The sequence below is a fragment of the Promicromonospora citrea genome (assembly GCF_013004695.1).
GTDB lineage: Bacteria > Actinomycetota > Actinomycetes > Actinomycetales > Cellulomonadaceae > Promicromonospora > Promicromonospora citrea.
Map to the genome: position 1 here is coordinate 15,795 of NZ_JABEMG010000048.1, position 14,828 is coordinate 30,622.

13 protein-coding genes are annotated in these 14,828 nt (G+C 75.5%); 5 read left to right on the plus strand and 8 right to left on the minus strand.

What is annotated here, in order from left to right; all coding sequences use genetic code 11:
* Positions 1-2: 2 nt before the first annotated feature.
* Positions 3-623, minus strand: a complete 621-nt coding sequence (locus tag HLB15_RS11220) for an L-threonylcarbamoyladenylate synthase (protein ID WP_171105635.1) — start codon at positions 621-623, stop codon at positions 3-5.
* Positions 624-683: 60 nt separating this feature from the next.
* Entirely contained in the window at positions 684-1,682 is a 999-nt protein-coding gene (locus HLB15_RS11225; protein ID WP_229785467.1) for a threonine ammonia-lyase, read from the minus strand.
* A 95-nt stretch (positions 1,683-1,777) separates the two neighbouring features.
* Between HLB15_RS11225 and HLB15_RS11230 the strand changes: the two genes are divergently transcribed.
* Together HLB15_RS11230 and HLB15_RS11235 are read left to right on the plus strand one after the other, a co-directional pair.
* The gene (locus HLB15_RS11230) at positions 1,778-2,698 is read left to right on the plus strand and encodes a LysR family transcriptional regulator (RefSeq protein ID WP_171105637.1); all 921 of its coding nucleotides are present in this window, start codon (positions 1,778-1,780) and stop codon (positions 2,696-2,698) included.
* 23 nt (positions 2,699-2,721) lie between these two features.
* Complete coding sequence (locus tag HLB15_RS11235; RefSeq protein WP_171105639.1) at positions 2,722-3,180, plus strand: hypothetical protein; 459 nt, start codon at positions 2,722-2,724, stop codon at positions 3,178-3,180.
* Between the two features lie 23 nt (positions 3,181-3,203).
* Here HLB15_RS11235 and HLB15_RS11240 read toward each other — a convergent pair whose 3' ends face one another.
* Positions 3,204-3,761 carry a DinB family protein gene (locus tag HLB15_RS11240; RefSeq protein WP_171105640.1) on the minus strand — a complete coding sequence of 186 codons (558 nt, stop codon included), beginning with the start codon at positions 3,759-3,761 and terminating at the stop codon, positions 3,204-3,206.
* 153 nt (positions 3,762-3,914) lie between these two features.
* Here HLB15_RS11240 and HLB15_RS11245 point away from each other — a divergent pair, with 153 nt between their 5' ends.
* Entirely contained in the window at positions 3,915-4,799 is an 885-nt protein-coding gene (locus HLB15_RS11245; protein WP_171105642.1) for a T6SS immunity protein Tdi1 domain-containing protein, read from the plus strand.
* A 16-nt stretch (positions 4,800-4,815) separates the two neighbouring features.
* Here the strand turns inward: HLB15_RS11245 and HLB15_RS11250 are convergent, their stop codons facing one another.
* On the minus strand, positions 4,816-5,781 hold the full coding sequence (locus tag HLB15_RS11250; RefSeq protein WP_171105644.1) for an EamA family transporter: 966 nt from the start codon (positions 5,779-5,781) through the stop codon (positions 4,816-4,818).
* A 277-nt stretch (positions 5,782-6,058) separates the two neighbouring features.
* Here HLB15_RS11250 and HLB15_RS11255 point away from each other — a divergent pair, with 277 nt between their 5' ends.
* Positions 6,059-7,873 (plus strand): HNH endonuclease signature motif containing protein, encoded by a 1,815-nt coding sequence (locus HLB15_RS11255; RefSeq protein WP_171105646.1) that lies wholly within the window; start codon positions 6,059-6,061, stop codon positions 7,871-7,873.
* Between the two features lie 16 nt (positions 7,874-7,889).
* Here the strand turns inward: HLB15_RS11255 and HLB15_RS11260 are convergent, their stop codons facing one another.
* Complete coding sequence (locus tag HLB15_RS11260) at positions 7,890-8,612, minus strand: pyridoxamine 5'-phosphate oxidase family protein (RefSeq protein WP_171105647.1); 723 nt, start codon at positions 8,610-8,612, stop codon at positions 7,890-7,892.
* A 107-nt stretch (positions 8,613-8,719) separates the two neighbouring features.
* On the opposite strand from HLB15_RS11260, the gene pdxR reads away from it, so the two are divergent.
* The gene (gene pdxR, locus HLB15_RS11265) at positions 8,720-10,048 is read left to right on the plus strand and encodes a MocR-like pyridoxine biosynthesis transcription factor PdxR (RefSeq protein WP_171105649.1); all 1,329 of its coding nucleotides are present in this window, start codon (positions 8,720-8,722) and stop codon (positions 10,046-10,048) included.
* A 16-nt stretch (positions 10,049-10,064) separates the two neighbouring features.
* Here pdxR and HLB15_RS11270 read toward each other — a convergent pair whose 3' ends face one another.
* The 3 genes from HLB15_RS11270 to HLB15_RS24200 form a co-directional block, all read right to left on the minus strand.
* Positions 10,065-11,909, minus strand: a complete 1,845-nt coding sequence (locus HLB15_RS11270; protein ID WP_229785465.1) for an ABC transporter ATP-binding protein — start codon at positions 11,907-11,909, stop codon at positions 10,065-10,067.
* Positions 11,906-13,846: an ABC transporter ATP-binding protein gene (locus HLB15_RS11275; RefSeq protein WP_373291105.1), complete on the minus strand. Its 1,941-nt coding sequence runs from the start codon at positions 13,844-13,846 to the stop codon at positions 11,906-11,908. Before HLB15_RS11275 ends, HLB15_RS11270 begins: the two co-directional genes overlap by 4 nt.
* A 58-nt stretch (positions 13,847-13,904) precedes the next feature.
* A partial coding sequence (locus tag HLB15_RS24200; protein WP_171105652.1) for a GNAT family N-acetyltransferase occupies positions 13,905-14,828 on the minus strand: 924 nt, incomplete at its 5' end.

A 14,828-nucleotide genomic window follows, 5' to 3' on the forward strand; every position in this document is an offset into this window, starting at 1 on the left:
GGCTATGCGAACCGGCCGGGGTCGCCGGCGCCGACGCGGACCACCTGGGGATAACCGTCGGACCAGTCGACGACGGTGGTGGGTTCGGTGCCGACGTCGCCGCCGTCGATCACGGCGTCGACGACGTGGTCGAGCTCCTCCTTGATGGCCCAGCCCTCTGTCATGGGCTCGGTCTCGCCGGGGAGGATGAGGGTGGAGGACAGCAGGGGCTCGCCGAGCTCGCGCAGGAGGGCCTGGGCGACGGCGGAGCCGGGGATGCGCACGCCGACGGTCTTCTTCCTGGGGTGGGCGAGCCGGCGGGGCACCTCGGCGGTGGCGGGCAGGATGAAGGTGTAGGGGCCCGGGGTGGCGGCCTTGATGGCGCGGAAGGCGGAGTTGTCGAGCTTGACGAGCTGGCCGAGCTGGGCGAAGTCGCTGCAGACGAGCGTGAAGTGGTGCTTGTCGTCCAGACGCCGGATCTGGCGGATGCGGTCGGCGCCGTCGTGGTACTCCATGCGGCAGCCGAGGGCGTAGGAGGAGTCGGTCGGGTAGGCGACCAGCGCGTCCTCGCGCAGCATGGCGACGACCTGGCCGACGGTGCGCGGCTGGGGGTCCACGGGGTGGACGTCGAAGTAGCGGGCCATGCGGCCGAGCCTAGCGGCGGTGGGTGGCGGACGCCCTGGTTGGTGGGACGTCCGCCGGCGTCAGGCGGCGAGCGCGTGCCGCAGCTCGTCGGCACCGGCGTTGCCGCCGGTGCACACGACGCCGACGCGGCGTCCGGCGAACCGGTCGGGGTCGGCGAGGACGGCGGCGAGGGCCGCGGCGCCCGCGCCCTCGGCGACGGTGCGGGCGCCGGTGAGGTAGAGCTGCTGGGCCGCGGCGATCTGCTCGTCGGTGACGAGGACGAAGTCGGCGAGGTGCTCGCGCATGATCGCCTGCGTGGTGGCGAAGCCGCAGCCGACGGCGAGGCCCTCCGCGCGCGTGGTGCTGGGGCGCTCGAGGAGCCGGCCGGCGTGCCAGGAGTCGTGGGCGGCGGGTGCGGCGGCGGACTGGACGGCGACGACCTCGGTGCCGGGTGCGACGGCGGAGGCGACGAGGCTCGCCGCGGCGGCGCCGGACCCTCCGCCGACGGGCACGACGAGCACGTCGAGGCCGGGTTCCTGCTGGAACAGCTCGAGGTAGAGGGTGCCGACGCCCGCGATGATGTCGGGCTCGTTCGCGGCGCCGACCAGGCGCGCCCCGGACTCGCGGGCCAGCGCGGTGGCGCGCTCGCGCGCCTCGTCGAAGCCCGCGCCGTGCAGGAGGACGTCGGCGCCGAGGTCGAGCACGGCACGGAGCTTGAGGGGGTTGGGGTGGTCGGGCATGACGACGGTGCACGCGGTGCCGGTCAGCCGGGCCGCGTAGGCGACGCCCTGGGCGTGGTTGCCGGTCGAGTAGGCGACGACGCCGGTGGCGCGCTCGGCCGGCGTCATGGACAGCAGGAGGTTGGTCGCGCCCCGGGCCTTGAACGCGCCGGTGCGCTGCTGGTTCTCGTGCTTGACGACGACGGTGGTGCCGGCGGCGCGGTCGACGTCCGCGTACTGGCCGACGGGCGTGCGCACGACGGTGCCGTCCAGGCGGGCCTGGGCCGCGAGGACGTCGGTGATGGTGGGGAGGTCGGGCACGGGGGCGGTCCGGTCGATCCGGGTCAGCATCTCCGTCATGGGTCCAGCGTGACCCTTCCATGACCCATAGGTCCAATGCCAGTGACGAACTTTTTCCATCGATGCGGCCTATGTTTCTGGGCTAGCCTGGGGGCATGACCGCAGAGCTCGACCTCACCCGGCTGCGCGTCCTGGCGGCGGTCGCCCGCACCGGCTCCGTCACCGCGGCGGCGAAGGAGCTGCACTACGCCCAGCCCTCGGTGAGCCACCACCTGTCCCGCCTCGAGGCCGACGCGGGGATCCCGCTGCTGCAGCGCCACGGCCGCGGCGTCCGCCTCACCGAGGCCGGGCGGCTGCTCGCCAGCCGCGCCGAGGAGATCCTCGGCCGCGTCGAGGGCGCACGCCGCGAGCTCGACGCCCTGGCCGGCCTGCGCGCCGGGCGGGCGCGGCTGGCCGCCTTCCCGTCCGCGCTGGCCACCCTCGTGCCCGACGCCGTCGCGCGGCTCGTCCAGGAGCACCCCGGGCTGTCGGTCGGGCTCGTCGAGCACGAGCCGCCGGACGCCGTCGCCGCGCTGCAGTCCGGCGCCGTCGACGTGGCGCTCGTGTTCGAGCACGTCGACGTCCGCCACGCGCGCACCATGGACGACCTGTCCCGCTTCGAGTCGACGACGATCATGGACGACCCCGTCAACCTCGTCACCGCGGCCGACCTGGACGCCGCGCCCGGCCCCGGCACGCCGCCGGACCTGCGCACGTTCGGCGACGACGAGTGGATCGCCGGCTGCGAGCGCTGCCGCGCCGACCTCGTCGCCCGGTGCGCCGCCGTCGGCTTCGCACCCCGCATCGCGTTCGAGACCGACGACTACGTCGCCGTCCAGGCCCTCGTCGCCGCCCGTGCGGGCGTGAGCCTGCTGCCCGGCCTGACCCTGCGCGCGCACCGCCACCCCGGCATCGCGACGGCGCCGCTGCCCGGCGCCCTCCGCCGCGTCATGGCCCTCACCGTCGGACCGCCCGCCCCGCCCGCCGAGGCCCTGATCCGGCAGCTCGTGGCGGCGGGCGCGGCCGTCACCGCCTGACCTCCCGCCCGGCCACCGGTCCGATGCTGCTCGTCGCCACGTTCCTCTACTCCGCGGCCGCCGCCGTCGCGGCGTTCCTCGCCCTGGAGGGCTACCTCGCGGTCGCCGCCACCGACGGCACCTACCCCGCGGCGCTCCTCGCGGGCGTGGCCGCCGCCGGCCAGGTGCTCGGCAAGCTGCTCTGGTACTGGGCGGGAGCAGGCACCACCCGCTTGCCCTGGCTACGGCGCAGGCTCGAGTCCCCCCGGGTGGCCGCCGCCCTGGCCCGCTGGCGCGACCGTGCCGACGGGCGTCCCGTCTACCTCGCGCTCGTGCTGCTGGCCAGCGCGTTCGCGGGGCTGCCGCCGTTCATGGTGATGTCCGTGGTCGCGGGCGTGCTGCGCGTGCGGGTGTGGCTGTTCGTCGCGACCGGCCTCGCCGGCCGGTTCGCGCGGTTCTGGCTGCTGCTCGAGGCGGCACAGTACGCGTGGTTCCTGCTCTGAGGTCGGCGCTCCCGGGGCCCGGCTCAGAGGTCCGTCGCGCCGTCCAGCGCCTCGCGCAGGAGGTCGGCGTGCCCGGCGTGCCGGGAGTACTCCTCGACGAGGTGCACGAGGATCCAGCGCAGCGAGGTCGGCCCGTGGTGGCCCGGCCGGGCGGTGAGGCGGTCCAGGGCGGGTTCCCCGCGCTCGGCCGCCTCACGCAGCACCTCGTCGAGGATCCGGTCGGACGCCGCGACGGCGTCGACGAACCGCGCCGTCAGCTCCTGCGGCGACTCGGTGAGCGCGCTGTGCCAGTCCCAGTCGCCGTCGGCCGCCCAGTCCACCGTGTCCCACGGCGGAGCGGGCTCGTTGCCCAGGAGCCGCACCGACAGCCAGACGTCCTCGACGTAGGCCAGGTGCTTGAGCAGCCCCGCGAGCGTCATGGTCGACGGCGGCAGGGGCGTGCGCAGCTGCTCGGCCGTCAGGCCCTCGCACTGGCGCAGGATCGTCGCGCGGTAGAAGTCGACGAACGAGCGCAGGGTCGTCACCTCGTCGGCGGCGAGCGGCGGTTCGGCACGGGTGATGCTGCTGGCGGTGGCGGTCACGGGGTGACCGTACCCGAGACCGGTGCACTCCCCTGCGTCCAGGTGCGGCACGCCCCCTGCGTGTTACGAGGAGGAAAACCTTTCCGTTTCACCCCCCACCGAATCGTTACGCGTCCGGAACGCCTCTTTTGCTCCGAGTGTGACCATGGCAACATGCGGGGGGTGCACCTGATCCGAGAGTTCGCGCCCGACGCCTACGAGTTCGCGCTGTCGTCCTGGGCGTGGAGAGGGATCGGTGACAAGGTGCCCCGCTTCGCGTCGTGCTTCGGGGACATGTTCCTCGAGTCGATCGACGGCTGGTGGTTCCTCGACACCGTCGAGGGCACGCTCGAGCGGCGCTGGAACACCCTCGACTCCATGTTCGCGGAGCTCGAGGAGCCCGACGGCCGCGCGGAGTACCTGCTCGAGGAGACCCTCAACGCCGCCCTCGCCCAGGGCCTGCGCCTCGCCGAGGACGAGGTCTTCGCCTTCCTGCCCCCGCCCGCCGTGACCGGCTCGATGTCCGTGGACTCGCTGGCCCCGCTGCGGTTCGCCATCGCCGCCAACCTCGCGGGCCGTATCCACGGCGAGCTCAACGGCGTCCAGCCGGACGCGGGGGCCTCGGCGCTGTTCGCCGCGCAGAGCGCCGCCGCGCAGCCCGCCCCGGCGTCGTTCGACGCACCCAACCCGGCGTCCGACCGGTGGGCGCCGGCCGCGCAGCACGTGGCCACCGGGTCCTACCCCGTGTACGCGCCCGCGGCGCAGCAGGCGTACGCCCCGGCGGCGCAGCACGGGTACCGGACGCCCGCGGGGTACGACGGCGCGGCCTACGCCTACGGCACCGGTGCCGCCGGGGCGTACGGCGGGGACGCCTCCGGCGGGGGCGGCGCGGCGCCCGGCGGCCCGGACGGGTTCGACCGGTCGCACACCGCCGACACCGGCCAGTTCAGCCAGTACATCGCCGACCAGTACAACACCGGCCAGGTCGCCGCCGTCGACCACGCGCCCGCCCCGCTGCCGCAGCAGCCGTACCAGGGCGGGCGCTGGTCGTTCGCGTGAGCCCCGCGGGACCCGGCTAGGCCCTGCGCTCGTCGAGGCCCGCGACCGCGGCCAGGATCAGCACCGCGCCCACGACCCCGGCCGCCCCCAGCCGCTCCCCCAGCACGACGGCCGCGGCGACGGCGGCCGTCACCGGCTCCAGGAGCGTCGCGATGACGGCCGCGCCGCTGCGTGTCGTCCGCAGTCCCGCGTAGAACAGCCCGTACGCCACCGCCATCGTGAGCAGGCCGAGGTAGGCGAGCGTGCCGAGCGCCACCGGGTCGGCGGTGAGGTACGGCCCGCCGCCGGCGAGCGCGACCGGCAGCAGCCCCGCGGCCCCCGCCGTCGTCGCGACCGTGGTGAGGGCCAGCGGCTCGACGCCGTCCGACGCGAGCACTGTGCTGCCGAGCGCCGTCGTCGCCGCGTACACCGCACCGGAGGCGACGGCGAGCAGCAGGCCGACCACCGGGCGGCTGCCGACCGCGCCCGACCCCGACGCGACGCTCACGAGGACGAGCCCGCAGAGCGCCGCGGCGAGGACGAGCGGGAGGCGGAGGGTGCGTGCGAGGCCCCCGGCCGGGATCGGCCGGAGGCGGGCGTGCGGGGTCCGGGGTCCGGCCTGGCCACGGCGGGCCGTGCGCGACCGGACCAGGTCGGCCACCGTGAGCAGGACCGGCGCGAGCCCCAGGCTCACGACGGTCGCGACGGTGACCCCCGCCGTCGCGACCGAGCCGAAGTAGAGGGCCTGGTAGGCACCGGTACCCAGCCCCACGGCGACCGCGCGGACCGGGTGGAGCCGCACGAGCGCCACGAGCTGCGGGCCGCGACGGAGGACGAGCGACGCCGCCACCAGCGCGACGGCGGCGACGAGCATGCGGTAGGCGCTGACGGTGAGGACCGACAGCGGCGCGTGGTCGCGCAGGATCTCGAGGGCGAGGCCGCCGGTGCCCCAGAGGACGCCGGCGAGGCTGACGAAGAGCAGCCCGGAACGAGTCGATGACATGTGTGTGCTCCCGGCCGGGGCGTGCCCGGCGTGGTTCCGAAAGTCTCCCGGAGGCCCGGGACGGGCGTCACGGAGCACGCCTGGACGCCGGCCCGCACGGGCCGGTCGTGGTGCCGCTCCGGTCAGGCGACCGGGGGCGGGAGGACGGAACGGTTCGGGCTCACGGCGGGGATGCTAGCAGGCTTGCCCACAGATTCGTCGTCCGGGATGCAGACGCATCTGATCGAACGTATATTCGATGTGTCGATGGTGGATGATGGCCTGAGGGGGAGGTGCCGTGACGTGCTCGGACGGTGTCGTGTCGGTGGAGCGGGCACTCGAGCGGATCGCCCGTGGCGCTGCACCCGAGACAGGGGGTGATCGCTCGCCCGCACCCGGCTCGGCGTGGACGACCGGCGCTCCCGCAGGACCCGTCGCCCTGACGTGGGTCGCGTCCGCCGAGCGCCCGGGCGCCGCGACGCCGGTCTCGGTCACCTGGACCGGGCACGCCCGCCCGGGCGTACCCGTGCCCGCACCCGCCGACGTGTCCGGCCTCGGCATCCTGCCCACGAGCGGCGCGCTCGTCACCGCGCTGGAGCAGGCCGAGGTCGCCGACCTCGACGACGCCACTCTCCTCGACGTCACGGCCCGCTGGCAGGACGTCCTCTCGTGGGCGACCGCCCTGCAGTCCCGCGCGGCGGCCGAGATCGCGCGCCGGCGGTCCTGGACGGCCGAGCACGACGCGGCCGCCGCGGAGGTCAGCGCGCGGCTGCGGGTCCCGCAGACCGACGCGAGCAAGCTCCTGGCGCGTGGCATCGCGCTGTCCGACCACCCGCAGGTCATGGACGCCCTGCACCGCGGCGCGATCGACACCGCCAAGGCCGACATCCTGCTGCACAGCGGCAACCCCCTGACCCACGAGCAACGTGCCGAGGCGATCACCCGCTACCTGCCCGAGGCTCCCGACCGGACCCGGCGCTGGCTCCGTGACCGCATGAACGCGTGGGCCACCCGCGTCAACGGCACGAGCCCCGTGGTCGAGCACGCCCGGAGCCGGCGCGCGGTCTACCTCGACCCGGCAGCCAACCACATGGGCTGGATCAGCGCCCACCTGCCCGCGACCGACGCCGCGGCCGTCTGGGACGCCGTGGACCAGGCGGCGCACGCTCTGCAGCGGGCGCCCGGCTCGCAACGGACGCTCGGCCAGGCCCGCGCGGACGCCCTCGTCGCGATCGCCACGGGCCGCCTCGTGGTGCCGCCTCGTCCGCCGTGCGCGGAGGGCGGCGGCGGCGCACCGGCCGCCGGGCCGGCCATCACACCGACCATCACCCGCACCACGGTGCCCGCCACCGGGTGCACCTGTGGCGGCTGCACGTGCGGCGGCGCCGCCGTGCGCGTGATCCCGGTGCGCCCCCAGGTACGGGTCACCGTGCCGGCCACCGCGCTCCTCGGCCTGGACGACACACCCGCCCAGCTCGACGGCTACGGCCCGATCCCCGCCGACACGGCGGCTCGCCTGGCCGGCGACGCCACGTGGCAGCGACTCGTCACCGACCCGGTGACGGGCGTCCTGACGGACTGCTCGACGCGGACCTACCGGCCCGGCATCGTGCTGCGGCGCGCCGTGGTCGCCCGCGACGAGACCTGCACCTTCCCGCAGTGCGACCGCCCGGCCCGCTGGGCCGACCTCGACCACATCGAACCGTTCGACCACGACCGCCAGCGCGAGGCAGGTCAGACCAGGGCCGACAACCTGCACGCGCTCTGCCGGACGCACCATCTCGCCAAGACCCACCTCGGCTGGACCGTGCGCCGGGACCCCGGCACCGGCGTGACGACGTGGACCGCACCGACGGGGCACACGTACGCCCGTCCCCCGGCAGCGCCCGGGTTCGGCGACCCGTGCTCCGGCGACCGCGCCAAGCACGTCGCCCACGACGTCACGAGCCTGGCGGAGGACGTGCGTCGCCGCCGGGGAAGGACACGGCGGACCCGCTCCGGCCCGCGACCCGGTGGCGCCGGAGGCCCCGGCGAGGCCCGTGGCGCCACGAGCCGCAGCACCCGCGACGACCGGCCGGGCCGACCGCAGGACCTCACGGAACCGCCCTTCTGAGGACAGCCAGGCCCCGTCACCGCTCCGCGTCCCACCCCAGCTCCTCCGCACGCCGGACAACCACGTCCGGCAGGGGCTCGGTCACGTAGTCCTCGGTGACGGGCTCCGACGCGACGCGCCGCAGCGGCACCTGCCCCGCCCAGCCGGTGAGCTCGAGGTCGCCGGGCTCGAGGGTCGCTCCGCCGGCGCGCTGCTTCATCGACGCCTCGGCCAGCGGCACGGCGACGACGGCCGTTGCGGCGATCTCCTTGCGGGTGGCGGGGCGCAGGGTGGCGGAGCGGCCGGGCACCATGTGGTCGACGACGAGGTCCAGGGCGCGGCGCCGTTCCTCGGGGTCGGTGACCTGGCGGGGTCGGCCGATGATCACTGCGGAGCGGTAGTTCATGGAGTGGTGGAAGCCGGTGCGGGCCAGCACGAGGCCGTCGAGCTCGGTGACGGTGACGCACACGTCCTGCTCCAGGGCCGGGCCGAGCCAGCCGGCGGCGACGGAGCCGTGCAGGTAGAGGGTCCCGCCGTCGTCGGGGCCGGCCGGGTCGACGCCGAACGCCGTCGGCAGCACGACCGGGTGCCGGCCGGTGTGCACGCCGAGGTGGGCGACGAGGGCGTCGGCGAGCAGGGCCATGAGCCGGGCGCGGTCGTCGACCTGCCGTTTGCGGCCGCGCGTCGGCGTGGTCCGGGGCGTCGGCGAGAGCGGGGACAGCGAGGAGGAGGTCGGGGCGAGGTCTGCGGGCGTCGTCATGGCAGTAGCCTGTCCCCCGAGTGGCCCACCGACACGGGCCATTTCTGCGCGATCTGAACAGGCCACCTGGCCCCCGACCGCGCACCGACGGCGAACCGAGAGGCCCGATGCTCCCCGTCCACCTCGACCGCGGCCGCCCGGAACCCCTGCCGGCGCAGCTCGCGGCGGCCGTGCGCGCGCTGGTCACCGACGGCACCCTCACCACGGGCGACCGCCTGCCCTCCAGCCGGGCGCTGGCGGCGGACCTGGGGGTGGCGCGGGCGGTCGTGGAGCAGGCGTACGACCAGCTCCTGGCGGAGGCGTGGGTCGAGACGCGGCGGGGGTCCGGCACGTTCGTGGCCAGCGGCGAGGCGCTGCCGGTGGCGCCCGCGCCGCCCCGTCCGGCGTCGCGGGACCCACGGTACGTCCGCCTCGACGCGGGCACGCCATGGATCGACCCGCGCCACCTGGCCGGGTGGCGCCGCGCGTGGCGCGAGGTCTCGGTGGCCCGCCCGCCACGCGGCTACCCGGACCCACGTGGCGGCCCCGAGCTGCGGGAGGCGCTCGCCGAGCGGCTCGCGCGCACGCGGGGCCTCACGGTCGCGCCGGACGAGATCCTCGTGACCGGCGGCACCACCGACGGGCTGCGCCAGCTGCTGGGCGTGCTCGACCCCGGTCCCGTGCTGGTGGAGGACCCGGGCTACCGCGCGGCGGTGGAGACGGTGCGTGCGGCGGGTCGCCGCGTCGCCGACCACCCGGCGACCGCGCCGGTGACGGGCCTGGACGGGTGCGTCGCGGCCTACGTGACGCCGGCCCACCAGCACCCGCTGGGCCGCGTGATGCCCGCCGCGGACCGGCTGGCGCTGCTGGGCGCCGCGCGATCGGCGGGCGCCGTCGTGCTGGAGGACGACTACGACTCGGAGTTCCGCTACGACGTCGCGCCCGTGCCCGCCCTGGCCGCCCTCGACCGGTCGCGGGTCGCGTACCTGGGCACGGCGGCCAAGTCGGTGAGCCCCGGCCTGCGGCTGGGCTGGCTCGTCGCGCCGCCGCACCTGCACGAGCTGCTGGTGCGGCGGCGCACGACCACGCACGACACGCCGCCGTGGGCGACGCAGCGCGCGCTGCTGACCCTGCTGCGCGACGGCTGGGTCGACAAGGTGGTCCGGACGGCCCGCCGGGTCTACGCCGAGCGCGCCCCCCGGGTCGCGGCCGCGCTGGGGCCGCACGCCACGCTCGCCGGTCCCCTGGCCGGGATGTACTCGACGTGGCTCACCAGCGCGGACGCGGCGACGGCCGCGCGGGACGCCGCCCGCGCGGCCGGGTTCGACCTGCCGCTGCTCGCGCAGTACTGCCGCACCGCGGACCTGTCGGGACTGGTCGTCGGCTTCGGCGGCGTGACCGACGACGAGCTCGACCGCGCGCTGGACGTGCTCGCGCGCTCGCTCGCCGCCGACTGACCGCCGGACCGCAGCCTCAGACCAGCGAGTCCTGCCACGCCGCGTGCAGCTGCGCGTACCGCCCGTCGCCCGCGATCAGGTCCGCGGGCGCACCGTCCTCGACGACGCGCCCGTGCTCCATGACGAGCACCCGGTCGGCGATCGCGACGGTGGAGAGCCGGTGCGCGATGATGATCGCGGTCCGGTCCGCCAGCAGGGTCTGCAGACCGCGCTGCACGAGCCGCTCCCCCGGCATGTCGAGCGAGGAGGTCGCCTCGTCGAGCACGAGCACCGCAGGGTCGGCGAGGAAGGCGCGTGCGAACGACAGGAGCTGCCGCTGCCCCGCCGAGACGCGCCCGCCGCGCTTGTTCACGTCGGTGTCGTACCCGTCGGGCATGTCGAGGACGAACTCGTGCGCGCCCACGGCCCGCGCGGCGGCCTCGATCTCGTCCTGCGTCGCGCCCGGCCGGCCGAGCGCGATGTTCTCGCGCACCGACCCGCTGAACAGGTAGGCCTCCTGGGTCACCATGACGACGGCGCGGCGCAGGTCGGCGGACGCCAGGTCACGCACGTCGATGCCGTCCAGGCGCACCGCGCCCTCGGTGGCGTCGTAGAACCGGGTCACCAGCTTGGCCACCGTCGACTTGCCCGCGCCCGTCGTGCCGACGACGGCGACCGTCTGCCCCGCCGGGATGGTCAGGTCGAGGCCGGGCAGCACCACGGGGCCGTCGCCGTACCGGAACACGACGTGCTCCAGCCGCAGCTCCCCGCGTGCGGAGCCCTGCGGCAGCGGCACCGGGTTCGTGGGCTCCACGACGGTCGGCTCCTCGGCCAGCAGCCCGGACACCTTCTCCAGGGCCGCCGTCGCCGACTGGAACGCGTTGTAGAACATGCCGAGCTGCTGGACGGGCTGGAAGAACCGCTTGCAGTACAGCAGCACGGCCGCGAGCACGCCGACGGCGAGCGTCCCCTCGAGCACCCGCCAGCCGCCGACGCCGAGCGCCGCGACGACGGTGAGGTTGCCGATGAGGATCAGCCCCGGCTGGAACCGACCGTTGACGCCGAAGATCTGCAGGTTGGCGTCGCGGTAGTCCTCGCCGAGCGCGCGGTACTCGGCCTCGGTGGTGGGCTCGCGGCGGAACGCCTGCACGGCGCGCATGCCGGTCATCGTCTCGACGAACTTGACGATGAGCCGGGCCGACGCCGTGCGCTGCTCGCGGTAGTACCGCTGCGACATCCGCTGGAACCAGCGCGTCAGCAGCCACGCCGGGACGAACGCGACGGCGAGCACGACGCCGGAGCGCCAGTCCAGCAGCGCCAGGCTCACGAACGTGAACACCATGAGCAGCAGCGACGAGACGACGCCGGTGAGGCCGCCGTCGAGCAGCTCGCGCAGGGCCTCCAGGTCGGAGGTCTGGCGGGAGATGATCCGGCCCGACGTGTACGACTCGTGGAACTCCAGGGAGAGCCGCTGCGTCTGCCGGAAGACCCGCCGGCGCAGGTCGAGCAGCACGGCCTGCGCGATCCGTGCCGCGGCACGCACGTAGGCGCCCGCGGCCACGCCGCCCAGGACGGCGGCCACGAGGTACCCGGCGCCCGTGAGGACCAGGGGCGTGACCGACCCGTCCGCGAACGCGGGCACGGCCCGGTCGATCGCGACCGCGACGAGCCAGGGTCCGGCGACCTGGCCGAGCGTCGACGCGACGACGAGCAGGGCCGCCCAGGCCAGGGCGGGCTTGTGGTGGCGCAGCAGGTCGCCGAGCAGGCGCAGGGACCGGCGCCGGACGGCGCGCGAGTCGGCCCTGCCCAGGGAGGTGACGTCGTCGGCGGCGGCGTCGGTGGGGCGGCGCCGGGCCTCGGGGGTGGCGGTCGGCTGGGTCATGAGAGCGCCTCCTGGGTGGCCCGGTCCTCCGGGGCTGTGTCGGTGGCCGGGTCGGTGGCTGTGTCGGTGCTCGGGCCGGGGTCCGCGTGCGCCGCGTAGTCCTCCTCGAGGCTCGAGATGATGTACCGGTAGTGCGGGTCGCTCGCCAGCAGCTCCTGGTGGGTGCCGACGGCGGTGACCCGCCCGTCCTGCAGCACGGCCACCCGGTCGGCGAGCGCGACCGTCGAGGGCCGGTGCGCGATGACGAGCGTCGTCGTGGAGGACAGCACGTCCCGCAGCCGGGCGGTGACCGCCTCCTCGGTGGCGACGTCGAGCGCGGACAGCGGGTCGTCGAGCACGAGCACGCGGGGGCGGGCCGCGATGGCGCGGGCCAGCGCGAGGCGCTGGCGCTGGCCGCCGGACAGCGACATGCCCTCCTCACCGATCCGGGTGTCGGCGCCGTCGGGCAGGTCGGCGACGAAGTGTGCCTGGGCGACGTCGAGCGACTCGGCCAGGAGGGCCTCGCGCTCGGCGTCGGGCAGCTCGTCGGAGACGCCGAGCAGCACGTTGTCCCGCACCGAGGCGGAGAACAGGGTCGGGTCCTCGAACGCGACCGCGACCCGCTCGCGCACCTGGGCCCGGGTCATGGCGCGCACGTCGACCCCGTCGACCTCGACCCGGCCCGCCGTGACGTCGAACAGCCGCGGCGGGAGCATCGCGAGGGTCGACTTGCCGGAGCCGGTCAGGCCGACGAGCGCCGTGGTGGTGCCCGGCGGCAGCTCGAGGTCGACGTGGTCGAGGACGGGGCGGTCGGCGTCGTCGTACCGGAAGGTGACGTCGCGGAAGGCGACGTGCCCGGCGGTGTCGCTGACCCGGCCCGGGGTGACGGGAGCGAGGTCGGCGGGGCGGTCGGGGTCGGTGAGCGGGTTGACGGTCTCCATGACCTCGAAGAACCGGTCGACGGCGGTGCGCGCGTTGAGCGTCATCGACAGGGTCATGCCGAGGTCGACGACGGGCCCGTTGATGACGGCCGTGGTCGCGAAGAACGCGACCAGCGCACCGAGCGTCATCTCGCCCCGCGCCACGAGCACGGCACCGACCACGAGCGCGACCGCCTGCGTGACCTCGGGGATGACCCGCAGCGCGGTGGTCAGGCCGGCGTCGGTGGTGGCCTTGCGGATCTCGGTCTCGCGCAGCTCGGCGGCCTGCTCGGTGAACTGGTCGAGCGCGTCCGGGCCGCGGCCGAAGGCCTTGAGCACGCGGATGCCGTGCACGGACTCCTCGACCGTGGTGGCCAGGTCGCCCGACTGGTCCTGCGACAGGCGGGAGATCGTGCGGTACTTCCGCGAGAACCGGAAGGCGAGCACGGTGACGGGGATCGCCCCGCACAGGAAGATGATCCCGAGCCAGCCGCCGGTGGCCACGAGCAGCCCGACGCCGACCACGATGGTCACGAGGCTGACGACGAGCTGCAGGATGCCGAAGACGAGCCAGCGGCGCAGCAGGCCGAGGTCGCCCATGATGCGCGACAGGAGCTGCCCGCCGGGCCAGCGGTCGTGGAAGGCGACCGGCAGGTCCTGCAGGTGGCGGAACAGGGCCATGCGCATCGCGGCCTCGACGCGCGTGCCGGGGAACATGACGAGCGTGCGGCGCAGCAGGATCAGGCCCGCCTCCCCCACGCCGAGCACGGCGACGAGGACGACGGACCAGGCCAGGCCGGACCAGTCGTGCTCGCGCGCGCCGGCGGTCAGGGGGCCGTCGGTGACCCACTGCAGCACGCGCGGGATGGCGAGCGCCATGAGGCCGGCGCCCAGGGATGCGAGCAGGCCGCCCGCCAGCCGCGGGAGCGCGGTGCGGACGTACGGGTGCAGCCTGCGGATCGACGCGACGGTGGAGAGGGATGCAGAGGAAGGTTCGGATCGATTCGAGCGTTCGTCTGTGGGAGGCATCACACCCATTATCCCGCCGCCCGCAAGTCTTTAGTTTCGGTAAGCACCTAGCGGAGCGTGGCGTGCGTCACACCGTGCCGTACGCCGCCGCACGCGTCAGGTACGCCATCCGGGCCACCTTCGGGCCCTGCGCCGACTCGAACGACACCTCCTCCGCCGCCGTGAAGCCCAGGGCCTGCAGGCGGCGCACGGCCCGCTCGTTGCGCGCGTCCGGCTCGGCCACCAGCCGGGTCGTCGCGCGCCCGGCGAACAGGAGGTCGCGCAGCGCCGGGCCGAGCACGGGCCACGGGTCCCGGGCGGCAGCCGGCCCCTTCGAGCCCAGGAAGAAGTGCATGCCGAGGTCGCCGGGGGCGACGTCGTAGGCCGCGGCGACCGGGTCGTGCTCCGGGAGGTAGGCCTGCACGAGCGCGACCGGCTCGCCGTCCCACCGCACGAGGTAGGCGTGGTGGGCGGGCAGCGAGTCGACGTAGGCGTACAGGTCGCGCACCTCGTCGCGCGTGCGGTCCCCCAGGCCCCAGAACGCGGCCCGCGGCTGCGTGAACCAGCCGTGCAGCAGGTCGGCGTCGGCGTCCGGGTCCACCACGTGGGCCGCGACCATCCCGTGCGCGCCGGCGTCCTGCCGCCACACCTCGGCACCGCGGGGGCCGTTCAGCAGGCGCCCCGTCGTGTCGACGGCGTACAGCTCGTCCTCGTCGGTCACCACCGGCACCGTGCCCGCCGCCGCCCACGTGGCGTGCTGGTCGTCGAAGTGCGGGGCGCCCGGGCGGCCGTCGGCGCCGAACGGCACGCCCCAGCGGCTGCGCGACCGGTCGGACAGGTCCCACACGTAGCGGGCCACCGACCCGCGGTAGCTCGTCGTGGCGACGCCGGGCGCGCCGCCCGTGCAGCGCACCGTCTCGTTGTCGCCCGCGACGGGGGCCGGCCGCACTGCCGCGGTGTGCGTGGCAGCCAGGCCGGGCGCGGGGGCCGTCGGGGCGACGGCGTGCAGGTC